The organism is Campylobacter sp. GB48 (genome assembly GCF_049221845.1).
In the GTDB taxonomy this organism is placed as follows: domain Bacteria; phylum Campylobacterota; class Campylobacteria; order Campylobacterales; family Campylobacteraceae; genus Campylobacter_D; species Campylobacter_D lari_C.
The window spans coordinates 17,188-37,873 of the sequence record NZ_JBMJAR010000001.1; the positions used below are offsets into that span (position 1 = coordinate 17,188).

Genomic DNA, 20,686 nt, shown 5'->3' on the forward strand with positions numbered 1-20,686 from the left:
TTTAATTCCAAATTTGCCACCATTTTTTATTTTGCTGCTTTAATTTTTGCATTAAAATATCTTGATTTTTTAATGCAAACTCATTTTCTTCATCAAGTTTTAATAATTCTTTAGTGCACTCCAAAGCTTGTTCGTATTCTTTTAACTCTTCTAAACACTGAATTTTTCCCACCAAAGCATCGGTATTTTCATTTACTATCTTTAAACAATCTTCATAACATTGCAATGCATCATGAAAATCACCTAAATTTCTTAAACACTCTGCCTTATAATAATGTGTCCAATTTTCACTATCATCTAAATTTAAAGCCATATTAAGATATTTTATAGCCTCTTTAAAATCTTGCAAATATACTTTAACTGCACCCATAAAATGATAACACTCATATGATTTTGGTTCAAGTTCACTTGCTTTTTTTGCCGCTTCAAAGCTTTCATCATATTTTCCTAAAAAGCTTAAAATTTGTGCTTTTTCTATCCAATATTCTCCAATATCATCAATTATTTTTAAGCATTCATTGATATCTTTTAAAGCTTCATTGTATTTTTCAAGATTTCTTTTGCATTTTGCTCTATGAAAATACGACTCATCATCTTCTTCGTTACTTAAAATCACGCTATCATAACATTTTATAGCCTCTTCAAACATATAAAGATCTTCATAACAAAGTCCTTTATAATACTTTGCACCATTATGGTTTTTATCAATTTTTAAAGCCTTGTTTAAATCTTCTATAGCTTCTTCTTCTAAGCTTAAATTATATTTAGCAATTCCTCGCCAAAAATAAAGCTTAAGATTATTTTTATCCACCTTGTGTGCTGCATTACAATAAGCTATTAATTCTTCATAAGATTCAAGCTCTTTTGCACAATATGCCCTTTCAAATAATACATCTTTTAAATCAATATAATCTTTATATGTTTTTATAAGCTCATTATATTCATCCATAGCTTCTTGAAATCTTTCAAGTCTACTTTTAATCCAAGCTCTTTGAGAAAGAGATTTAGCATAATCTTGAGTATTATTTTGCTTTTTATAATATTTAACAGCTAGTTCACTATCTTCTAGAGCCTCTTCATATTTTTCAAGATCAGATTTTAAATAAGCCCTATTAAAAAAAACATTGGGATATTCTTTTTGATATTTTAAAGCTTTTTCATAACTTACCAATGCTTCATCATATTTGTCTATATCATACAAACTATTACCTAAATGATAAAAGCCATAAGGAACAGCGTGTTCAAGTTCTGCTAATTCCGATGGAGTAAAATCATGCTTTTTTGCTCTTTCTTGATAATATTTAGCTGCTAAATCAAAATCCTCTATAGCCTCTTCAATCATTTTTAGATTGATTTTAGTATTGCCTCTATTAATATATGCTTGGGCATATTCTTTATAAAGCTCAATTGTTTTATCATAATACTTCAAAGCTTGCTCATAATCTTCTAAATCATACAAAATCCCAGCCAATGCAAAACATGGATATTGCAAATTTTCATCTAATTCGATTGATTTTTTAAAAGCATCTATTGATAATTCTATCTTTTTTAAGTCTTTATAAATATGTCCCAAAATTAAGTACGCCATTGCATTTTCACTGTCTAGTTCAATAGATTTTAAGCAATCTTGCAAAGCTCCTTCTAAATCATCAACCTTGCGTTTATTATTAGCCCTTTTATAATACGCATCAGCAAAACTCTCATCTTGCTCAATCATCTTGGTAAAAAATTCTATAGCTTTTTGATAATCTTCTAAATTCTCATAAGCTACCCCTTGATAATAAAAAATCTGCGAGGATTCAAAGCCTAAATCTTGAGATTTTTTAAAATCAATCAAAGCTTGTTTTGGATCAACACTAAGCAAGGCAATAGCTCTGGTGTAATAAGCAATATAATATTCTGGAGCTAAATCAATACAAATTTGCAAATCTTTTAAAGCTTTTGCATGTTCATCTAAAAGTATATAAACCCTAGCTCTGTTAAAATATGCTAAATAATATGCATTATCTAACGCTATAGTTTTATTAAAAGCTAAAAGCGCTTCTTGTAATAAATCTAACTTAAAATTACATAGACCCAAAAGATTAAACAAAAATACATTACTAGAATCAAATTCTACAGCTATAGTTGCATCTTCAAGCGCTTCTTGAAATTTCAAGCAATTAAATCTACAAAACGCTCTATTATGATAAGCCTCTAAAAGCAAACGATGTTTATCCTCATCATCTATAAAAATCACTTTACCATCTTGCGCTAGTGTAACTTCACCTTTACAAAAAGCTATAAGCTCACTTAAGACTTCGTCACATTTTTCAAATTCTGAATTTTCAAAATATTCTTTAGCTAAATCTGATAACTCAGTAATTAAATTATCCAATTTTATTTCCTAGTTTTGATTTTCTTTGTTTAAACTTTTTAAAAATTCTTCTATATTATATTTTGCTCTATAAGTTTCACTCATTAAGTGAATCAAAATATCACCTAAATCAAGTACAGTCCATTCTTCACTACTTTCTATATTTAAAAACTCTTCACCCTTGTTTTTAAGATTAGTTTTTAAATCATCAATCAAAGAAAGCGCATGTCTTTCCCCCATAGTAGTAGCAATCACTACAAATTTGACAAAATAATCCTTATCTTGCATATCAAAAGTTTCTATTAAATCTGCTTTTTTATCATCTAAAATTTGCACTATATTATTAATTCTTTCTTGCATTATTTTCCTTTTGTTAAATATTTTTAAATTTAGAATAATAAAGCTTAACTTCTTCTTTGATTTGCTCACAAACTTGTGATGTTTGCAAGGTTTCTCTTATAAAAGAAGAAGAGATATCTACTTTAGTATCTAAGGTTTTAAAATGTTTTGGTATAAAAATACCATCTCTTTTAGCTACAACAAATTCTACCAAATTTTGCAATCTTTCAAATTCATGCCATTTTTCAAGACTTTGTAAATGATCAGCTCCCAAAATAAGATAAAATTTAGAAATTTCATATTGTTTGTACAAAAAATCAACACTTTCTATACTAGGTACAGGTCTTTGTTTTTTTATTTCAAAATCACAAATTTCAACTTTTTCTAAACCTCCCCAAATCATCTCACACCATTTTAAGCGTCTTTGTTCATTTGCGGTAAATTCTTGCTTAAAGGGGCTAATAAAAGTTGGCATAATAATAAGCTTATCAAGCTCTAAATTTGCTAGCGCATTAAAGACTATAGCATTATGCCCTAAATGAGGTGGATCAAAACTGCCACCAAAAAGTGCGATTTTCATTAAAATTTAACCTTTTTTTAGTAGAATTTTACCTACTTAATCATAAAAAGGAAATGAAAATGGTTGTAAAAGTTGCAATAAATGGTTTTGGACGCATTGGAAGATGTGTTGCAAGAATTATTATGAAGCGTGATGATATCGAACTTGTAGCGATTAATGATACTACTGATATAGAACTTACTAAATATCTTTTCAAATATGACACTGTTCATGGGGTATATGATGGTAGTGTTGAAAATGATGGTGATGATTTAATAATTGATAATAAAAGAATAAAAGTTTTAAAAAGTAGAAATGTAGCAGATTTAGACTTTGCAAAATATGGCGCACAAATTGTTTTAGAATGTACTGGTGCACACTTAACTATGGAAAAATGTCAAGGATTTTTAGATCATGGGGTGCAAAAAGTTATCATGAGTGCACCTGCAAAAGACAAAACTCCAACTTATGTTTTAGGGGTAAATGCTCACGAGTACAAAGGCGAAAACATCATCTCAAATGCAAGCTGTACTACTAATTGTTTAGGTCCAATTTGTAGAGTTTTACAAGATAATTTTGGCATAGAAAAAGGTTTAATGACAACTATTCATGCCTACACAAACGGACAAAGCATTATTGATGCAAAAGCAAGAGATAAAAGAAGATCACGTGCTGCTGCTCAAAATATCATCCCTACTTCAACTGGTGCAGCAAAAGCTATGAAACTTGTTATGCCTGAACTTGATGGAAAATTACATGGTCAAAGCATGCGTGTACCTGTAGCTGATGTATCAACTGTGGATTTAACTGCAACTTTAAAGAAAAAAGCAAGTAAAGAAGAAATCAACGAAGCCTTTAGAAAAGCAGCTGCTAGTAATTTAAAAGGTATATTATTGGTTGATGATGAAGAAAGAGTTTCAAGTGATTTTATAACTTGCTCTTATGGTGCAATTGTAGCAAGTGATTTAACTCAAGTAATTTGTGATGATTTTGTTAAAGTGGTTGCTTGGTATGATAATGAATGGGGATATTCTTCTCGTTTAGTAGATATGGCAGTATTCGTAGCAAAGGCTTAAGATGAGTAGTATTTTATCGATTAAAGATATTGATCTTGCAAAGAAAAAAGTATTTATAAGATGTGATTTTAATGTTCCTCAAGATGAGTTTTTAAATATTACTGATGATCGTCGTATTCGCTCAGCTATCCCTACCATAAGATATTGTTTAGATAATGGTTGTGCAGTTATTTTAGCTTCACATTTAGGGCGCCCAAAAGAAATAGCTTCAAAATATTCTTTAGAGCCGGTTGCAAAAAGACTTGCACGTTTAATGGCTAAAGATGTTATCATGGCTAAAGATGTTATAGGTGAAGATGCAAAGAAAAAAGCTAGTGAATTAAAGCCGAGTGAAATCTTACTTTTAGAAAATTTACGCTTTGAAAAGGGTGAAACTAAGAATGATGAAAATTTAGCCAAAGAACTTGCTTCTATGGCCGATGTTTATATTAACGATGCTTTTGGGGTTTGTCATAGAGCTCATGCTAGTGTTGAAGCTATCACTAAATACTTTGACAATACACACAAAGGTGCAGGCTTTTTACTCCAAAAAGAAATCGAGTTTGCAAGTAATCTCATCAAACACCCTGCGCGTCCTTTTGTGGCGGTAGTAGGTGGCTCTAAAGTAAGCGGAAAACTACAAGCTTTGACTAACTTACTTCCAAAAGTAGATAAGCTTATCATAGGTGGAGGTATGGCCTTTACTTTCTTAAAAGCTCAAGGTTATGATATAGGAAATTCTCTTTTAGAAGAAGATTTAATTGAAGAAGCAAATAAAATCTTACTCAAAGGTAAAAATCTAGGTGTAAAAATTTATCTTCCTGTGGATGTTACAGCAGCACAAACTTGCTCTCAAGAAGCAGTAATGAAATATACTCCTGTACAAGAAATTCCCGCAGGTTGGATGGGGCTTGATATAGGTCCTGCTAGTGTAAGATTGTTTAAAGAAGCACTTTCTGATGCTCAAACTATATGGTGGAATGGACCTATGGGGGTTTTTGAAATCGATAAATTCTCAAAAGGTAGCATTAAAATGAGCCATTATATTAGCGAATCTCATGCAACAACTGTAATAGGTGGTGGCGATACTGCTGATGTTGTAGCAAGAGCAGGTGATGCTGATGAGATGACTTTCATTTCAACTGGCGGTGGAGCATCATTAGAACTTATAGAAGGAAAAGAACTTCCTGGTGTAAAACCTTTGACTATAAAGGATAATGAATGATTTTTGCAGCAAATTTAAAGTGCAATCACACAAGATCAAGCTTTGAACTTTACGCTCAAAAATTAAACCAAAACTTAAACAAAGAAGATGAAGTTTTCATCTTCCCTCCTAGTGTAGCTTTCTTAAAAGACAATTTTTCCTTCCAACAAGGCGCGCAGAATTTCTACCCTTGTGAAAATGGAGCGTATACTGGAGAAATAGGTAAAATTCACTTGGAAGAATTTAGTATCAAAAGTGTTTTAATAGGCCATTCTGAAAGAAGAGCTTTAAGTGAAGATGAAAGCTTTTTAAGGGCTAAATTTGATTTTGCAAAAAATCTTGATTTTAATATCATTTATTGTATAGGCGAAAGTTTAGAAACTAAAAATGCTAACAAAAGTTTGGATTTTTTAAAAAAACAAATTGAAAATATTGACTTATCTTATAAAAAACTTATCATAGCTTACGAACCTATTTATTCTATAGGCACAGGAGTTAGTGCCAATCTTGATGATATTAACACTATACTTAATTTTTTAAGAGAATTTACCAACGCTAAGCTTTTATATGGTGGAAGTGTTAATCAAAGCAATGTTAAAGAAATTTGCGCTTTAAAAAATTGTGATGGAGTATTAATAGGTTCGGCTGCATTAAATGCAAATGATTTTTTAAATATGATACAAATAGCTAAAGGTTAAAAAATGTCTTTAAGCAATGAAGAATTAAAAAGCATATTAGAGCATAAAATCGCTCTATTGGAAAACTCACACAAAGAAGAAAAAAATATCTCATTAGAGGCTGTAAATTCTATTATTAAAATTTTAGGTTTACCAAATGATTTTAGCCCTTTGGCACATAGATATTTTCAACTTCACACCCCACCTAGCCTTATATGGCTTCATTTAAGCGAATGCACAGGGTGTAGTGAAAGTTTGCTTAGAACTTCATTGCCTGATTTTTTGGATTTAATTTTTGATTTTATTTCTTTAGAATATCATGAAACCTTTATGAGCGCAAGCGGACATCAAGCAGAATCACATCTAGAAGAAATTTTAGAAAAAAAAGATTTTCTTTTAGCTGTTGAAGGTGGGGTTTGTGCTATAGATCCTTTTTATTTAACCATAGGAGCACATGGTGAAAATGGATATGAAATTTTACAAAAATGTGCTAAAAATGCTAAAACAATCTTTGCTATGGGGACTTGTTCAAGCTATGGAGGAATTCAAGCTGCGCATCCAAATCCTACCAAAAGCATAGGAATTTCTAAAGTCTTAGAAGAAAAAGTAATCAATATACCAGGTTGTCCTCCAAGCGATGTAAATATCATCGCAGCACTTTGTTTTTATATATTATTTGAGCAGGATATGGCTTTAGATGAACAAAATAGACCTTTAGCCCTTTATGGAAAATGCTTGCATGATTTATGTGAAAGAAAGGCTAAATTTGAAGCAGGAAATTTTGCTCAAAGTTTTGATGATGAGAATATAAAACAAGGCTATTGTCTTTTTAAGGTAGGTTGTAAAGGACCTTATGCTTACAATAATTGCCCTAAGGTTAAATTTAACTCCAAAACCTCTTGGCCAGTAGCTGCAGGACATGGATGCATTGCTTGTAGTGAAGAAAATTTTTGGGATGATTTTGGTTTTTATGAAAAACCTATGAGTAATGAATTTGCTTATAATGATTTTTCTATTATATTAGATGATAAAATAGTCCATAATAGTTCTATCGATGAGCTTAATTCAGATAATATTTTACTAGATTTAGAAAGTAATGCTAGTGGGATTTTTTATCTAAATGATATAAAGATTAATTTTTTAGATTTTAGTTTTGAAGCTAATCCTAAAGTTTTTTTAAATAATTTTGCAAAAACCAAAATGGCTATGACTTTAGTGCAAAATTACCAAGAGCAATTTAAAACATATTATGATTTTATACAAGAAAATTATGATGATGAAAGCAAAATTAGCAATAATATCTTAGATTTATTTTATTTTATCTATCCATTTATTAGCGGAAAAAAATTAAACCATTTAGATGAGTTTTTAGATCTTGCTTTAGCTTATAAGTTTAAACATCCTAGCAAATTTGATTTTAAAACCACAATTAATGAGCAAGCAAAACTTGATGTTTCTAAATCTATGCGTATGCCTTTGATTTATATTTTAGGTGGCTTAGATAAAGAAGCCATTGCCTTTGGGTTGATTTTTTCTTTAAAAGAACATTTAAAACAAGCTTTAAAAGCATGCAAAAAAACACACAATAAAAAGCAAATTTTAATATGTACAAAAAATGAAAAATTATTAAAATTATTTTGGGATTTAACGAGCATTTAAAGACTTAATGTTAAAATATTTATCTCCCTAATATTTGAAATTTGCAAAGTATAAAAACTTTGCAAATTTGTTTAAGATTGAGTTATTTTGACGATATAGCTTTATCTTGACTTGAAAGGAATGTTATGCAAATTTCTAGTTATAATTCTCAAAATTTTTCTATGGATATTAAAACAAAAAATGGTAATCATCTTTCTTTTTCTATGTATGATAAAAAAGAGGCTAAATTAGACAAAGATGGTAATTCGGCCTCTTTAAGCCTTAGAAATCAATTTGGTTTTTCATTCTCATATAATGGAACCAAACTTTCACAAGAAGAAATAGAAGAAATAAAAGAAGCAGTAGCTAAAGTACAACCTCAAATCGATGAATTTATGAAAAACTCAAGAATAGGAACTTTAAAACCAAAAGAGCTTATCACCACTGCAATGAAAATTGGCAATGCTTTACCTGAACCAAAAAATGAAGAACATAAAAAAGCTACTTTGCACGAATTGTTTAACACCATGGATAAGAGTTTAAACAAAGAAATAAATAAAACTGATCTTGAAGATATTAAAAAGCAAATTTTTCAAGATAGTGCTAAATTATTAGAAGAAATTTGGGAACAATACAACAAACAAAAAGAACAAAAAGAAGAAGATAATAAAGAATTTGGATTTTATGCTTAAAAAAGGAAATAACATGGAAGTAAAAGATATTTTAAAAAGCATGCTAGAACTCCAGCAAAAACTAAATGATGAGACCAATGGTATAGGTTGGGAAAACGGCTATACTAAAGAAGGCAAATTAATTAGTTTTAGAAGATGTATTTATATGGAGTGTGCTGAGCTTATTGATTCTTTTGCTTGGAAACATTGGAAAAGCATACATACTCCTGCAAACTGGGATAATGTACGCATTGAAATAGTGGATATATGGCATTTTATTTTAAGTTTAATTTTAGAAGAATATAAAGAAAAACAAATCGATGATAAAAACTTCATAGCAGAAGAAGTTTCTTCTGTAACTTTTTTTGATGATTTTTGCAAAGAAACTTCTAATCCAAGTGAAGCAGATATTTATGGAATTTTAAATGATATTGAACTTATTATTCATAAATGCAGTGGATTTGATTATGATTTAGGTGAACTTTTAAGCGTGTATTTTGTTTTAGCTAGAAAATGTGGTTTAAATTTCTTTGAGCTTTATAAAACCTATATTGGAAAAAATATATTAAATCAATTCAGACAAGAAAACGGCTACAAAGAAGGCAGCTATAAAAAAACATGGAATGGCACAGAAGATAATGAAGTTTTAAATCAAATTTTAAAAGAAACACTAGATTATAAAAAAATTTATCAAAAACTTCAAGAAAATTACAATCAAATTAAATGAGTATATTATATCTAAGCTTGCAAGATTTTCTTAGCAAGCCTTTTTTAAAATTTTCTCTCTTGCCATTTTTAATTAGTTTATTTCTTTTTGCCTTACTTGTATATTATAGTTATGATATATTCTTTTCTTACATAGAAGATGTAGTTAGTGGTTCTTTTATGGCTTGGTTTTTTAGCTTTTCCATAGTGCAATTTTCACTTGCATTTTTAAGTACCATAGGTGGATTTTTCATAGTAGTATTTGCCTCAGTATTTTTTACTATGTTAATAATTTCTTTTTTAACTCCTTATATAGTCAAAAAAATTAATCAAAAATATTACAACCATTCTATACAAAAAGAAGTAAATTCTTTAGAAGTTTTACTAAAAACATTCAAATTTATACTCATCTCATGCGTATTGTTTGTAGTAGCTACTTTCTTATTGATTATACCTTTTGTTAGCATTGTGATTTATTATGGAGTATTTTATTATTTATTTCACAAACTTTTATTATTAGATGTGTTAAGCAATGTCTTAGATAAAAGCAATTTTGATGATTTTTATAAAAACTCATCACCTTTGTATTTCAAAATTATCACTTTGATCTTTTTTGCTTTATCAAGCATACCTTTACTCGGTTTATTTTTACAAGTATTTTATGTAATTTTTTTAACTCACTTAAGTTATCAAAAAATTTTAAAACTTAAAGCTAGTAACAATGGATGAAAGAATTAAAAATTTCATCCATTCACAAAAACTTTTAAATTTAAGTATGCTTGATGAGGATGGTGGAGTATATTGTGCAAGCTGTTATTATGCTTTTGATGATAAAAATTTAGCTTTAATTTTTGCCAGTGAAGAGCACACCAAACATATTCAACTTGCTTATAAAGCCTCTAAAGTGGCAGTTAATATAGCGCTAGATACAAACATTATTAATCTCATTAAAGGAGTGCAAATTAAAGCTCTTTTTCAAAAAGCCACCATAGAACAAGAAAAAATATATTATGAGAGATTTCCTTTTGCAAAATTTGCTAATGCTTATATTTTTGCTTTAAATATACAATGGGCAAAATACACTGACAATAAAATTCTACTCTCCAAAAAATTAGAATTTTTTATTTAAAAATATTTCGCAATATAATATTTTTTAATAAAAATAAATATTTTTTATAAAATTTTAAATATTTTCAATAAAATCTTATAAACTATTATAATCATAGAGTCCTATATTGACTTTTTCAAGGAGAAAAAATGCTCTCATCGCTAAAGAAGTATCTACTGGGAAATTTTTCCAATAAAATAGCCTTTTTTGGTCTGTATTTTTGTTGTAGTATTGCTATGTGTTTTGGTTTTTTAACCATGTTAATCTAAATCCAATAGCCATACACTACTAGTTCAGTTTCAACAAAAAGTTGCTTTTGATATTGGTAAAAGATTTGATTTATATGCAAGTGATAGACGTAATGTGATCAATTCTTTAACAAAATACATTAAAGAAAATAAAAACAATCTAACCCCAGAGCAATACACTAGTTTACTAAAATCCATAGGAGATTCTTTGGGTTTTGATTTAACCTATGTAGGCTTTGAAGATGGTAAAATATTTAGATCCAATGGCAACAATCAAACTCCAGAAAGCGGATATGATCCTAGAGCTAGAGGGTGGTACAAAGAAGCTAAAGAAAAAAGAGAGCTAGTTGTTACAGAACCTTATATATCATCTAGTATGAAAAAACCTACTATTTCTTATGCCAGCCCTATTATGGAAAATGGTAAAGTTATAGGCGTTGTTGCAGCTGATTATGATTTGAAAAAATTCTCAGAAGAAGTTAGCCATAGGCAAAACACCTTATTCACATGCAGCGGTTTTAGCTCATGATGGAACTTATCTTTTTCACACTGACTCATCTAGAATTTTAACTTCAACAGACATTAGTAAAGATATTATTTCAAGCTACTTTAAAACACCTGAAGGTGCAAACAAGACCCTTTCTAAAGATATTTTTAAAGTTCAAACTATGGAAGAAGGAACCAAGGCTTTAATTTGTAATGGCAGTATTAATCCAAAATACACTATTTGCTCTATAGCTGATTATGATTTTTATAGTGATGCAGCCAAACAAACACTAATGGAACAAATTATTATCTCTCTAATTGCTATTTTTATAACCTTGATATTTATTAGAATGATTATTTCATATAATCTTAAACCTATTGCAATTATTTCTTCGGGATTACATAATTTCTTTAACTATCTAAATCACAAAGACGCTCATTCTCATCCTATTAAACTTAAAACTCAAGATGAATTTGGAAAAATGGCTGATGAAATCAATGAGAACATTGAAATTATTAAAGAGGCGTTAAGTAAAGATGCAAAAGCTATTGAAGAATCTGTAAATGTTGCTAGAAAAATAGAAACAGGTGAGCTTGATTTACACATTAGCTCTCATGCTAATAATCCGCAAATTCAAGAACTCATAGAAGTTTTAAACAAAATGCTTACCACCTTGCAAACAAAAATAGGTCGTGATTTAAATGAAATTCAAGCTGTATTTGATAGCTACAAACATTTAGATTTTACAGCAGCTATCAACACACCAAAAGGCGATGTAGAAAAAGCAATCAATGCACTAGGAAATGAAATTAAAAATATGCTCTCCCAATCACTTAATCAAGGTGAATTGTTAAACCAAAAAGCTGAGGCGCTCAAGCAAAGCATGCAAGAACTTACCAATGATGCCACACATCAAACCTCATCGCTACAAGAAAGCGCAAGAGCTTTAGAGCAAATGAACTCTCAGCTATGAGTGAAATTTCCATTAAAGCACAAGATGTAGTAAAACAAAGCAATGATATCAAAAGTGTTACTACGGTGATTTCAGATATAGCTGAACAAATTAATCTCCTTGCATTAAATGCTGCTATTGAAGCTGCACGCGCAGGAGAACATGGACGTGGCTTTGCTGTTGTTGCCGAAGAAGTTAGAAATCTAGCAGAAAGAACTCAAAAGTCTTTAGGTGAAATAGAAGCCAATACTAATATCTTAGCTCAATCTATAAGTGATATGGGAGATTCTATCAAAGAAGAGGCAAATGACATTAGTCAAATCAATGAGCCAGTTGCTACTATAGAAAAGCTCACACAACAAAACTCTCAAACAGCTATAAGAACTAATGCTATTGCTAATGAAGTAGATTCTTTAGCACAAGATATATTAAGTGAAACTAAAAAAAGAAAATTCTAAGTTATATTAGATGCCTAAAGGCATCTAATATTTAAGAAAAAGAAGGTTTGATTTGCTCTAACCAAGCATCAATTCTACTTTCAGTTAAATCCTCATGATTATCATTATCTAACGCAAGTCCTACAAACTTATCGCCTTCTACGGCTTCACTTGATTCAAAAGTATAACCACCTGTAGAAACAGCGCCTACTAAATTTGCACCTGCTGCTTTTAAAGCTTGAGCAAGTTTACCCATAGCACTGCAATATGTATCTGAATAGCTTTCACTATCTCCCATACCAAAAACTGCAACAGTTTTGCCACTAAGATTTAAAGCTGAAAAATCAAAACCATCCCAATCATCTTGAAAATCTCCGCTTCCCCAAGTAGAAGTACCACAAATTAATTTATCATAAAAATTAATTTTTTCTGCATCAATATCTGCGATATTTAATACATCAGAAATTCCCATTTTTTGAGCAATCATATTTGCCGCACTTTCAGTATTACCCATAGAGCTACCATAAATTACTGCTATTGACATTTAACATCTCCTTAAAATTTGATTATTAATAGTATAGGGAACTAATTTTAGCAAAGTTTTGTTATTTTCACATAAATTATGTCTTATTTCTTTATGTTGAGTGAAATTTTTATTTCTTGGATACACAATATAAAATCTTTCAAAAGAATTATCTTTTATAAATTGTAAAGCAAGCTCTACATCTTTATCACTATCTTTATAAAATAAAGGCATAACTGCCATTTTTTCATTGATGATAATAATGTTTTTTTCAAGCTTTATCTTAGATTTTGTATTGCTTTTGCAAATTTTATCATATACAAAAACCTCAAAAGCAACTTGCAAAGGTAAAATAAAAATAGATGATAAAAACACATTTTGTATTAATTTAGCTAAAGCATATTTTGGTTTCTTTGCTTCAAGCTCTAATTTATTTAAATTTCCTTCTTTATATGCTTTGATGATTTTATGAGAATATGGACAAAATTGCTTTACTTTACTAAATCTCAAAGTTCTTTCTGCGCTCATATTTTGAATTTTTAACTCAAAAATATTTCTTAAACAGCCAGCTTGTTTTGCATAGACATAAGGTATTTTTAGATCATCTTCAACCAAGGAATTATATAAATTTAAAAAAATATAATTAATACTTTTTTGCTCTAAATCTCTAAATATTTTAGGTATAAAATCCTCTTTTTCATTAAACCCAAACATACACTAAGCCTTCTTTGCACACTCATAAGCTTGATCAAGTCCAAAAACTTTACAGTACTCGCAATAAACACAACTCACACTGCGTTTAGCACAAACCAAAGGTATATTGCGTTTTTTTGCCTCTGTTTTGATTTTTTTCATAGTATTATGATTTAAAAAACTAGTCAGCATAACTATACATTCAGTATTTTGTGGAATGGGTTTTCTATTTACCCTATTTTCATTTCTAGCATCCCAATGCTCTATATTTTTTGCACCTAGGTTTGTTAAAACTGCCTTAATTGGAGTTATTTCATCTGCTCCGATAACCAAAACTGACATTGAGCTTTCCTTTTTATAAAAATGATAATTGTTATTATAATTTATAAAAGATAAATTTTAACTGATACTCAATATCAATTTTAAAATTATATATTATGTGTTTGTTCAAAGATGTCTGTGTGCAAAATTTCCTCCAGAACCACCGTGGCATACGAGCCTTTTTGCAAGAAAAACTCCAAAGTAAAATGAGCTTTTTCTTCATCATAATAACTTTTACAATCTTGTAAATAAGACCACATAAAGCGCCTTGAACCTTGCATTTTATCTTTAAACTCATATGCAAAAGAAAAAATCTCATCTTCTAATTTTTTAGCTAGACCTTCATTTGCTTCATAAGCTTTAGAGCCTATTAAAAGACCCATTGCGCTAATATCTTTTTGATTAAATCTTTCTACTTCACTTGATAAATCTTCACATATAAAACATTTACCAAAAGGATAATGTCCTAAAACTTCGCCCTTTAAAAGCTTAAAAAACTGTGTTTGATTTTTTAAACTTTTGATTTCTTCTTTTTCTAAACCATAAATTTGCTTTATTTCTTTTTCACTAAAGTCATTAATAAAATGTGACAATTCCACCCTTTTGCTCAAATATCTATTAAAAAGCTCGCTTTGAAAAGCAGAAATTAAAAATTCTTGCATTTTTTTATTTTTGATTTTTTTGCCTTTTAAAATTTCTAGTCCTTGTGAAAAATTATCTTGAAATTTGCCAAAACGTTGATATCCAAAATAATTAGCAAAACCTTGTTTTTGGATATTTTTAAAAGCTTGTTCTATTTTTAAAGCATCTACTTTTGAAACTTTTTTTAATCTTATAAAAAATGAATTTCCTTTTAAATGCCCTATTCTAAGTTTATTATCATGATAAAAAGTTTCTAAAATTTTCATCTTATCATATTTAAAATTTCTTAAGTTCTCTTCAAATTTTTTAGGCATAGAAATATATTGAAAAGTTAAACCTTGTTTATCTTTTAAACCGCTATAGCCAAAATCTTTCATTTTAACACCGCTTTGCTCACTTAAGATTCTCAAAGCCTCGCTAGTACTAAGATCTTTTTTTTGTATATGCAAAATTAAATGTTCACCTTTGCCACTAAATTCATATAAAGGCTTTTCTCTTACTACAAAATCATTGCTATTTTTTGAAAAATACACATCTATCGGGCTATGTTTTAAAGTATATAAGGGTTTAAAAATGATGTTCTCTTCCATAAAATTTATACCTTCCTGTTGTTGTTTTTGCAAAAATATTTAGTTTAATTCTATGCTTTTTTGCCATATTTTGTATAAATGCTTTATGTTTTTTATCAAAAGCAAATAAAATTTCATATTCTTCTGCACTATTTAAGCTAAATTTATCTAATTTTTTAAGGAATTTTATACTAAGTTGATTTTGAAACAACATTCTTGATAAGTCTTTATTTAAACCATCTGAAATATCCATACTTACTCTAACTTTTTTTGCTATATCGTAAAAAAAATTTTGTCTCAAACTAGGTTTTATAAAACGATGTTTAGAATGCAATTTTCCACCGCGAAATAAAATATTTAAACCTTTTAAACTCTCACCTAACTTCCCACTAAAAGCAAACAAATCTCCTTTTTTTAAACCTTTTCTAAAAATAGCCTTTTTATTTACTTTAGAAATAATAGTTATACTAATATTGATTTTATTATCTGCTATGGTATCTCCGCCTATAATTTGCACCCCAAATTCTTTTGCACTATCCAACAAACCTTTTTGCAAAGCTTTAACTTGTTTCATTTCTAAACATTTTGGCAAAGAAAGTCCTAAAAGAGCGTATTTTGGTGTAGCATTCATAGTAATTGCATCAGAAATATTAACAAGCATAGCCTTTGCTCCAATTTGCTCTAAACTCATCCAAGAACGCTTAAAATGCACATCTTCGCAAAATAAATCTTTAGAATAACAATATCCATCGATGATTGCCCCATCATCTCCATTGATAGGATTAGCAAAGGCATTGATAATATTTTTTTCTTTATCCATGTGAATATTTTATACAAAAAGCTTTTAATTTTATATAATAATTAAATTTTTATAAGTTTAAAATGTATATAATGAAAAATAATACCAAGGATAAAATATGCAAATAACTTTAAGAATTTTTCGTTTTGATAAAGATAGTGATTATTTAGCTTATTATAAACCTTATGTTTATGATAGTAAAAATTTTAAAAGTGTTTATGATATTTTAGTGCAAGTGAAAAAAGATGATATATATTTTGACTTTGAAGAAAATCCAGAAAGTTGCATTAAAATCAACCAAGTCGCCCTTAGACAACGAAGAGATTTAAGTAATATCATTGAAAATTTTGGAAAAGAACTCATCATAGAACCACTTGACACCAAAAGAGCAACCAAAGATTTAATCATGGACAAAAGTGATTTTTTAGAAAAACTCGAACTTTTTAAAGGACTTATTGATATACACGATATAGAACTTTATAAACAATATGACTTTTTATATTATACAAGTGAAATTAGAGAATTTTTACCTGAATATCTTGGCGATAGTTTTTTTATCTTTGCCTATAAGATGTTGCTTAAATATCCAGAAAAAGCACCGCAATTTTTAAAATTAGTCTCAGATGAAGAAAAAGGAATTTACTATCATACTAAATTTAAAAATTTTATTTCATCAAATGAACTTGATTATGAATCTTATATTAAAGAATTAAAAGTAATGCTTGTAAAATCAGGCCTTGCAAGAAGTATTTTTTAAGGAATTAAAATGTATAAAATTTATACTAATAGCAATAATGATTTATTTTGTTATTTTGATATCATCAAAGATGCTTTAGATAAAGTTGGAGTTCAAAGCGCTTTATGTGAAAAGCCTTTGGGTAAAAATTATTTTATTATTGATTATGATCCAAAAGAAATACTAAATGAGTATTCAAGAATGATGAATGAAGATAATATCTTAGCTTGCGAATACAGCTCTTATGAAATTATGAGTAAAATTGAAAAAATTCAATATGCTCCAGAAGTTTTTTTAAAGCATCTTAAACAAGAACACATTAAACATTTTTTTGGGCAATTTAATATAGGTGTTTATCAAGGATTTTCTAATGCAAATTTTTCTTTAGAACTTGCTAAAATACTTAAAGCAAATGTCATAGACTTTGAAAGGAAATACAAAAGCTGTGGCTATGGATTTTTAAATTTAAATGCTGAGCTAGCTTTCAAAAGTGCTGCTGCTACAATGTTAGATGCTTATGATAGTGGTTGTGATTTTTTAGTAGTTGAGGATTTTTATTCTTTTTATATGTTTGACAAGTGCTATAAAGAATTACAAGCTATTTCAAATAGAAATTTTGAAGATTTTTATATTTTAAGTTTTGCAGAGCTTGCAAATTTAGCCCTAGGTATAGTACCATATACTTTAAAAAAACACAAATTAAAAGTGAGTTTAATCAATGAAAATCGCTCTTGAATGTAAAGATTTAATTTTAGAAAAAACTTTAGAAATCGCACTGAAGGATTTTTTAGTCTTAAAAAAAGACTGTGATTTTTTAGTCTGCGATGAAAAAATCAACACACAAAAACCACAATTTATCATCAATAAAAAATCCAATTTCCTAACCCAACCTTTTAGTATAGAAGAGTTACTAAATGCTTTAAATGATTTTAATGCAAGTTTGCAAAGTATTGCTTATAAGATTGCTATGCGTGAGAAAAAACTTATGAATCAAAAATGTGAAGCTATTTTAGAGCAACTACGTCAGGAAAGTCATGAAAAAATCGATGCGATATTTGATCTTTACAAAACAGAGTTAAAAAATCTTATTAAAGAAGAAAATAATAATGCATAAAACACAAGAATATCAAAGTGTAAAAGATTTTTTAAAAAATTACAAAGAAGAAAAAAAACAAACTCAAAAAATTTACACCACCATAGAAAGCGGAATTTATAAAGGTAAAAAAATTTTACTTCCTAGTCTAGATACCACAAGAAGTACCAAAAGCATAGTAAAATCTTGTGTTTTTAATGTTTTGCGTTTTTCTTTGCAAGATAAGGTTTTTATAGAAGCCTTTGGAGGAAGCGCTTTAATGGCATTAGAGGCAAGAAGTAATGGTTGCTTAAAAAGCTATGCCATAGAAAAAGATAAAAAAGCTTATGAAATCGCTTTAAAAAATGCTTCCAACATTGATCAAAATACCATTTGCTTTAATGATGATACCTTTAAAAAAACCCCTCAAATTATTCAAAATTCTAAAGAAGATGTTATTTTATATCTTGATCCACCTTTTGATATTAGAGAAGGTTTTTTTGATATTTATGAAAAAACTTTAAAATTGATAAAAAATATAAAAAATTCAAATGTTAAAATCATCATCATAGAACATCACAGTACTTTTAAAACTCCAACTAAAATACAAAATTATCAAAAAACTAAAGAAAAAAAATTTGGTTCAACCACTCTAAGTTTTTACTCCTTTATATAAATTTGGAACTTTTTTTGCTTTAATTTATGAAAATAGCATAGATTAAAGGAAGAATCGATGAGAATATTATTTTTAAGCTTAGTGCTAGGTCTAAGCGTTTTTGCAGCTACTATTAAAGAACTTACCAATGTAGTAGGTGTTAGAGATAACCAACTTATAGGATATGGTTTGGTTGTTGGTTTAAATGGAAGTGGAGATGGCACAAGTAGCGAATTTACCCTACAATCTATTTCAAATATGCTTCAAGGTATGAATGTAAAAGTTAGCCCAGGTGATATAAAATCAAAAAATACAGCAGCAGTAATGGTTACAGCAAAACTTCCTGCTTTTGCAAGAAGCGGGGATAAACTTGATGTGAGTGTAGCTTCTTTAGGTGATGCTAAATCTTTACAAGGTGGAACCTTACTTATGACAGCTCTAAAAGGGGTTGATGGAGAAATTTATGCAGTAGCTCAAGGTTCATTAGCTATAGGTGGACTTAGTCCAAGACCAGGTGCAGCAGGAACACACTCAACCTCAGCAAATGTTATTAATGGTGCAGTAGTAGAAAGAGAAATTCCACAAAACTTTAGTCAAAGTGAAGATTTGATTTTAAGCTTAAAAGAAGCAGATTTTAAAACAGCTAACAATATAGAAAGAGTTTTAAATACTATTTTTGATACAGATATAGCAAAGGCTTTAGATTCTAGAACTATAAAATTAACAAAACCTGAAGAATTTTCTCATGTTGAATTTATGGCAAGAGTATTAGAACAAGATATAGCTTATACTCCAGAAAGTAAAGTGATCATCGATGAAAGAACAGGAACTATAGTAGCGGGAGTAAATATAGAAGTTGAGCCTATATTAATTACCCATAAAGATATCACTATAAAAATCGATCCAAACAATACTGTAGCTTTAGGACAAAATGAAATCGATATGAAAGATGGTGGTATTTTAGATCCTGTATCTAATACTTTAAAAATTACAAACAACAAAACAACAGTAGCGAACATAGCTAGAATGCTAAATAAACTTGGAGCAGCACCAAATGATATCATAGCTATTATGCAAAATCTAAAAAGAGCTGGTGCAATTAGTGCTGAATTAGAGGTGATATGATGAGAGTTGATAATTATTTAGCGAGCAAAAACTATAGCAGCGAACTTTATGAAAGTATTACTAAACACAATAACAGCTACAAAGCTGCTAAAAATTATGCAGATAGTGCTTTTAAAAATGATTTAACTCATATACAAGCATTAAATGATGAAGATAAAGCTTTAAAAGAACAAACTGACGCTTTTGAAGCTTTTTTAATCAAAAGTGTTTTAGATATTTCTTTAAAACAAAAAAATTCTTTATTTGGAAAAGATGCAAGTGATGAAATTTATTCATCTATGTATAATGATACTATGAGTAAAGCATTAAGCGGGGGGTTAGGTTTTTCAAAATTATTATTTGATTATTTAAAAGAAAGGGGTTAAGTTATTTTTTTAAGTGTCGATATAGTTCTTAGAGTTTTTCAATAGAACTGGAGGCTTAAAATGATAAACCCTATACATCAAAGTTATGTAGCGCAGGTTGCTACTAATGATATAAATAAAACAGAAAACAAAGAAAACAACAAGGCAAAAGAAACTCAAAAAACAGAGGAAAGTAAAGCATCTTTGATTGCTTCACAAATAAAAAATGGCGCGTATAAAATAGACTTACAAGCCACTTCTAAAGCAATAGCAGATTCTTTATTATAATTTTTATCCTTTTTTGGGTTAGTGCCTAAGAAAGGATAAAAAATGGTTAAACAACACTTAGACGAAACAAATTCTATTTTAGAAAAACTCATCGATCTTACTTTAGAAGATATAACCCAAATTCAAGCTGCTAATCACCAACATGTTAGCAAAAGTGTAGAGGAAAAAACTAAACTTGTAAATGATTTTCAAATTGCTAAAAAAAATCTTGATAAGGCTTTAGTAGAACTTAGTAATCAAGGAAATAATAAAGGCTTAGATGAGCTTTTAGATGATGAAGATAAAGAAAAACTTGCTCTTTTAAAGCAAAATTTAAACACCTTACACCAAAAAAATAAAGAATACGCTAAATTAGCTCTTATTATTAAAAATTTTTATGACAATCTTCTAAACACAATGTTTGAACAAAATGGAACAAATAATGCTTATGGAGATCAAAAAACAATTCCAGATTCATTATTTAAGATCAATGTTTAAAGGTTA

26 protein-coding genes and 1 pseudogene are annotated in these 20,686 nt (G+C 28.8%); 19 read left to right on the top strand and 8 right to left on the bottom strand.

The genetic code is table 11. The features are described 5' to 3' along the window. Window position 1: 1 nt before the first annotated feature. Genes ACOTVC_RS00075 through nadD form a run of 3 tightly spaced genes read right to left on the bottom strand, consistent with a single transcriptional unit; the run spans window position 2 to window position 3,275 of the window. Window positions 2-2,377, bottom strand: a complete 2,376-nt coding sequence (locus ACOTVC_RS00075; RefSeq protein ID WP_214098935.1) for a tetratricopeptide repeat protein — start codon at window positions 2,375-2,377, stop codon at window positions 2-4. A 9-nt stretch (window positions 2,378-2,386) separates the two neighbouring features. After that, window positions 2,387-2,716 carry a ribosome silencing factor gene (rsfS, locus tag ACOTVC_RS00080; RefSeq protein ID WP_421627320.1) on the bottom strand — a complete coding sequence of 110 codons (330 nt, stop codon included), beginning with the start codon at window positions 2,714-2,716 and terminating at the stop codon, window positions 2,387-2,389. 13 nt (window positions 2,717-2,729) lie between these two features. Beyond that, entirely contained in the window at window positions 2,730-3,275 is a 546-nt protein-coding gene (gene nadD / locus ACOTVC_RS00085; RefSeq protein WP_039628047.1) for a nicotinate (nicotinamide) nucleotide adenylyltransferase, read from the bottom strand. A gap of 59 nt (window positions 3,276-3,334) precedes the next feature. On the opposite strand from nadD, the gene gap reads away from it, so the two are divergent. The 11 genes and pseudogenes from gap to ACOTVC_RS00140 all read left to right on the top strand — a co-directional run. Next, window positions 3,335-4,330: a type I glyceraldehyde-3-phosphate dehydrogenase gene (gene gap, locus ACOTVC_RS00090; protein ID WP_257906045.1), complete on the top strand. Its 996-nt coding sequence runs from the start codon at window positions 3,335-3,337 to the stop codon at window positions 4,328-4,330. 1 nt (window position 4,331) lies between these two features. Further along, window positions 4,332-5,534, top strand: a complete 1,203-nt coding sequence (locus ACOTVC_RS00095) for a phosphoglycerate kinase (protein ID WP_257906046.1) — start codon at window positions 4,332-4,334, stop codon at window positions 5,532-5,534. Continuing rightward, window positions 5,531-6,211: a triose-phosphate isomerase gene (locus tag ACOTVC_RS00100; RefSeq protein WP_047208048.1), complete on the top strand. Its 681-nt coding sequence runs from the start codon at window positions 5,531-5,533 to the stop codon at window positions 6,209-6,211. Before ACOTVC_RS00095 ends, ACOTVC_RS00100 begins: the two co-directional genes overlap by 4 nt. A gap of 3 nt (window positions 6,212-6,214) precedes the next feature. Beyond that, window positions 6,215-7,849: a hydrogenase small subunit gene (locus ACOTVC_RS00105; RefSeq protein ID WP_421627324.1), complete on the top strand. Its 1,635-nt coding sequence runs from the start codon at window positions 6,215-6,217 to the stop codon at window positions 7,847-7,849. Window positions 7,850-7,974: 125 nt separating this feature from the next. After that, window positions 7,975-8,520 (top strand): ATP-binding protein, encoded by a 546-nt coding sequence (locus ACOTVC_RS00110; RefSeq protein ID WP_421627326.1) that lies wholly within the window; start codon window positions 7,975-7,977, stop codon window positions 8,518-8,520. A 13-nt stretch (window positions 8,521-8,533) separates the two neighbouring features. Next, window positions 8,534-9,226, top strand: coding sequence for a dUTPase (gene dut / locus ACOTVC_RS00115; RefSeq protein WP_421627328.1), 693 nt, complete (start codon window positions 8,534-8,536; stop codon window positions 9,224-9,226). After that, window positions 9,223-9,933, top strand: coding sequence for an EI24 domain-containing protein (locus ACOTVC_RS00120; protein WP_039640950.1), 711 nt, complete (start codon window positions 9,223-9,225; stop codon window positions 9,931-9,933). Before dut ends, ACOTVC_RS00120 begins: the two co-directional genes overlap by 4 nt. After that, on the top strand, window positions 9,926-10,333 hold the full coding sequence (locus tag ACOTVC_RS00125; RefSeq protein WP_421627330.1) for a hypothetical protein: 408 nt from the start codon (window positions 9,926-9,928) through the stop codon (window positions 10,331-10,333). Before ACOTVC_RS00120 ends, ACOTVC_RS00125 begins: the two co-directional genes overlap by 8 nt. 342 nt (window positions 10,334-10,675) lie before the next feature. Beyond that, the gene (locus tag ACOTVC_RS00130; RefSeq protein ID WP_421627332.1) at window positions 10,676-11,089 is read left to right on the top strand and encodes a cache domain-containing protein; all 414 of its coding nucleotides are present in this window, start codon (window positions 10,676-10,678) and stop codon (window positions 11,087-11,089) included. A gap of 139 nt (window positions 11,090-11,228) precedes the next feature. Then, the gene (locus tag ACOTVC_RS00135; RefSeq protein ID WP_214116252.1) at window positions 11,229-12,020 is read left to right on the top strand and encodes a hypothetical protein; all 792 of its coding nucleotides are present in this window, start codon (window positions 11,229-11,231) and stop codon (window positions 12,018-12,020) included. A gap of 44 nt (window positions 12,021-12,064) precedes the next feature. After that, window positions 12,065-12,457: pseudogene (locus tag ACOTVC_RS00140) on the top strand (methyl-accepting chemotaxis protein); the annotation flags it as partial. Between the two features lie 31 nt (window positions 12,458-12,488). On the opposite strand, the gene fldA reads toward ACOTVC_RS00140, so the two are convergent. From fldA to ACOTVC_RS00165, 5 genes are all read right to left on the bottom strand, one after another. Beyond that, the gene (gene fldA, locus ACOTVC_RS00145; protein ID WP_214116251.1) at window positions 12,489-12,980 is read right to left on the bottom strand and encodes a flavodoxin FldA; all 492 of its coding nucleotides are present in this window, start codon (window positions 12,978-12,980) and stop codon (window positions 12,489-12,491) included. After that, window positions 12,981-13,673, bottom strand: coding sequence for a hypothetical protein (locus ACOTVC_RS00150; RefSeq protein ID WP_421627334.1), 693 nt, complete (start codon window positions 13,671-13,673; stop codon window positions 12,981-12,983). A 3-nt stretch (window positions 13,674-13,676) separates the two neighbouring features. Continuing rightward, window positions 13,677-13,994, bottom strand: coding sequence for a DUF2325 domain-containing protein (locus ACOTVC_RS00155; RefSeq protein ID WP_039625466.1), 318 nt, complete (start codon window positions 13,992-13,994; stop codon window positions 13,677-13,679). A gap of 86 nt (window positions 13,995-14,080) precedes the next feature. Further along, the gene (gene truD, locus ACOTVC_RS00160; RefSeq protein WP_214116265.1) at window positions 14,081-15,214 is read right to left on the bottom strand and encodes a tRNA pseudouridine(13) synthase TruD; all 1,134 of its coding nucleotides are present in this window, start codon (window positions 15,212-15,214) and stop codon (window positions 14,081-14,083) included. Next, window positions 15,183-16,004, bottom strand: a complete 822-nt coding sequence (locus ACOTVC_RS00165) for a thiamine-phosphate kinase (RefSeq protein WP_214098948.1) — start codon at window positions 16,002-16,004, stop codon at window positions 15,183-15,185. The genes truD and ACOTVC_RS00165 overlap by 32 nt, the downstream gene beginning before the upstream one ends. Window positions 16,005-16,101: 97 nt before the next feature. Between ACOTVC_RS00165 and ACOTVC_RS00170 the strand changes: the two genes are divergently transcribed. The 8 genes from ACOTVC_RS00170 to flgN are packed head-to-tail and all read left to right on the top strand — an operon-like array spanning window position 16,102 to window position 20,680. Continuing rightward, window positions 16,102-16,740, top strand: coding sequence for a DUF5644 domain-containing protein (locus ACOTVC_RS00170; protein WP_214098949.1), 639 nt, complete (start codon window positions 16,102-16,104; stop codon window positions 16,738-16,740). Window positions 16,741-16,749: 9 nt separating this feature from the next. Beyond that, complete coding sequence (locus ACOTVC_RS00175) at window positions 16,750-17,454, top strand: hypothetical protein (protein WP_214098950.1); 705 nt, start codon at window positions 16,750-16,752, stop codon at window positions 17,452-17,454. Next, complete coding sequence (locus ACOTVC_RS00180; RefSeq protein WP_214098951.1) at window positions 17,438-17,833, top strand: ornithine carbamoyltransferase; 396 nt, start codon at window positions 17,438-17,440, stop codon at window positions 17,831-17,833. Before ACOTVC_RS00175 ends, ACOTVC_RS00180 begins: the two co-directional genes overlap by 17 nt. Further along, entirely contained in the window at window positions 17,826-18,467 is a 642-nt protein-coding gene (locus tag ACOTVC_RS00185; RefSeq protein ID WP_087685214.1) for an RsmD family RNA methyltransferase, read from the top strand. The genes ACOTVC_RS00180 and ACOTVC_RS00185 overlap by 8 nt, the downstream gene beginning before the upstream one ends. 57 nt (window positions 18,468-18,524) lie before the next feature. Then, window positions 18,525-19,571, top strand: a complete 1,047-nt coding sequence (locus ACOTVC_RS00190) for a flagellar basal body P-ring protein FlgI (protein WP_039640925.1) — start codon at window positions 18,525-18,527, stop codon at window positions 19,569-19,571. Next, window positions 19,571-19,936, top strand: coding sequence for a rod-binding protein (locus ACOTVC_RS00195; RefSeq protein ID WP_214116249.1), 366 nt, complete (start codon window positions 19,571-19,573; stop codon window positions 19,934-19,936). The genes ACOTVC_RS00190 and ACOTVC_RS00195 overlap by 1 nt, the downstream gene beginning before the upstream one ends. Before the next feature lie 60 nt (window positions 19,937-19,996). Further along, a complete protein-coding gene (locus ACOTVC_RS00200; RefSeq protein ID WP_039617677.1) occupies window positions 19,997-20,203 on the top strand; it encodes a hypothetical protein in 207 nt (68 codons plus the stop codon). Window positions 20,204-20,245: 42 nt separating this feature from the next. Continuing rightward, entirely contained in the window at window positions 20,246-20,680 is a 435-nt protein-coding gene (gene flgN / locus ACOTVC_RS00205; RefSeq protein ID WP_214116248.1) for a flagellar export chaperone FlgN, read from the top strand. The last annotated feature ends 6 nt before the right edge of the window (window positions 20,681-20,686 follow it).

Bases quoted from the DNA above. Each gene is read 5' to 3' on its own strand.
- rsfS (WP_421627320.1), bottom strand. From the start codon at position 2,716: ATGCAAGAAAGAATTAATAATATAGTGCAAATTTTAGATGATAAAAAA.
- nadD (WP_039628047.1), bottom strand. From the start codon at position 3,275: ATGAAAATCGCACTTTTTGGTGGCAGTTTTGATCCACCTCATTTAGGG.
- gap (WP_257906045.1), top strand. From the start codon at position 3,335: ATGGTTGTAAAAGTTGCAATAAATGGTTTTGGACGCATTGGAAGATGT.
- ACOTVC_RS00095 (WP_257906046.1), top strand. From the start codon at position 4,332: ATGAGTAGTATTTTATCGATTAAAGATATTGATCTTGCAAAGAAAAAA.
- ACOTVC_RS00100 (WP_047208048.1), top strand. From the start codon at position 5,531: ATGATTTTTGCAGCAAATTTAAAGTGCAATCACACAAGATCAAGCTTT.
- ACOTVC_RS00105 (WP_421627324.1), top strand. From the start codon at position 6,215: ATGTCTTTAAGCAATGAAGAATTAAAAAGCATATTAGAGCATAAAATC.
- ACOTVC_RS00110 (WP_421627326.1), top strand. From the start codon at position 7,975: ATGCAAATTTCTAGTTATAATTCTCAAAATTTTTCTATGGATATTAAA.
- dut (WP_421627328.1), top strand. From the start codon at position 8,534: ATGGAAGTAAAAGATATTTTAAAAAGCATGCTAGAACTCCAGCAAAAA.
- ACOTVC_RS00120 (WP_039640950.1), top strand. From the start codon at position 9,223: ATGAGTATATTATATCTAAGCTTGCAAGATTTTCTTAGCAAGCCTTTT.
- ACOTVC_RS00125 (WP_421627330.1), top strand. From the start codon at position 9,926: ATGGATGAAAGAATTAAAAATTTCATCCATTCACAAAAACTTTTAAAT.
- ACOTVC_RS00135 (WP_214116252.1), top strand. From the start codon at position 11,229: ATGGAAGAAGGAACCAAGGCTTTAATTTGTAATGGCAGTATTAATCCA.
- fldA (WP_214116251.1), bottom strand. From the start codon at position 12,980: ATGTCAATAGCAGTAATTTATGGTAGCTCTATGGGTAATACTGAAAGT.
- ACOTVC_RS00150 (WP_421627334.1), bottom strand. From the start codon at position 13,673: ATGTTTGGGTTTAATGAAAAAGAGGATTTTATACCTAAAATATTTAGA.
- ACOTVC_RS00155 (WP_039625466.1), bottom strand. From the start codon at position 13,994: ATGTCAGTTTTGGTTATCGGAGCAGATGAAATAACTCCAATTAAGGCA.
- ACOTVC_RS00165 (WP_214098948.1), bottom strand. From the start codon at position 16,004: ATGGATAAAGAAAAAAATATTATCAATGCCTTTGCTAATCCTATCAAT.
- ACOTVC_RS00170 (WP_214098949.1), top strand. From the start codon at position 16,102: ATGCAAATAACTTTAAGAATTTTTCGTTTTGATAAAGATAGTGATTAT.
- ACOTVC_RS00175 (WP_214098950.1), top strand. From the start codon at position 16,750: ATGTATAAAATTTATACTAATAGCAATAATGATTTATTTTGTTATTTT.
- ACOTVC_RS00180 (WP_214098951.1), top strand. From the start codon at position 17,438: ATGAAAATCGCTCTTGAATGTAAAGATTTAATTTTAGAAAAAACTTTA.
- ACOTVC_RS00185 (WP_087685214.1), top strand. From the start codon at position 17,826: ATGCATAAAACACAAGAATATCAAAGTGTAAAAGATTTTTTAAAAAAT.
- ACOTVC_RS00190 (WP_039640925.1), top strand. From the start codon at position 18,525: ATGAGAATATTATTTTTAAGCTTAGTGCTAGGTCTAAGCGTTTTTGCA.
- ACOTVC_RS00195 (WP_214116249.1), top strand. From the start codon at position 19,571: ATGAGAGTTGATAATTATTTAGCGAGCAAAAACTATAGCAGCGAACTT.
- ACOTVC_RS00200 (WP_039617677.1), top strand. From the start codon at position 19,997: ATGATAAACCCTATACATCAAAGTTATGTAGCGCAGGTTGCTACTAAT.
- flgN (WP_214116248.1), top strand. From the start codon at position 20,246: ATGGTTAAACAACACTTAGACGAAACAAATTCTATTTTAGAAAAACTC.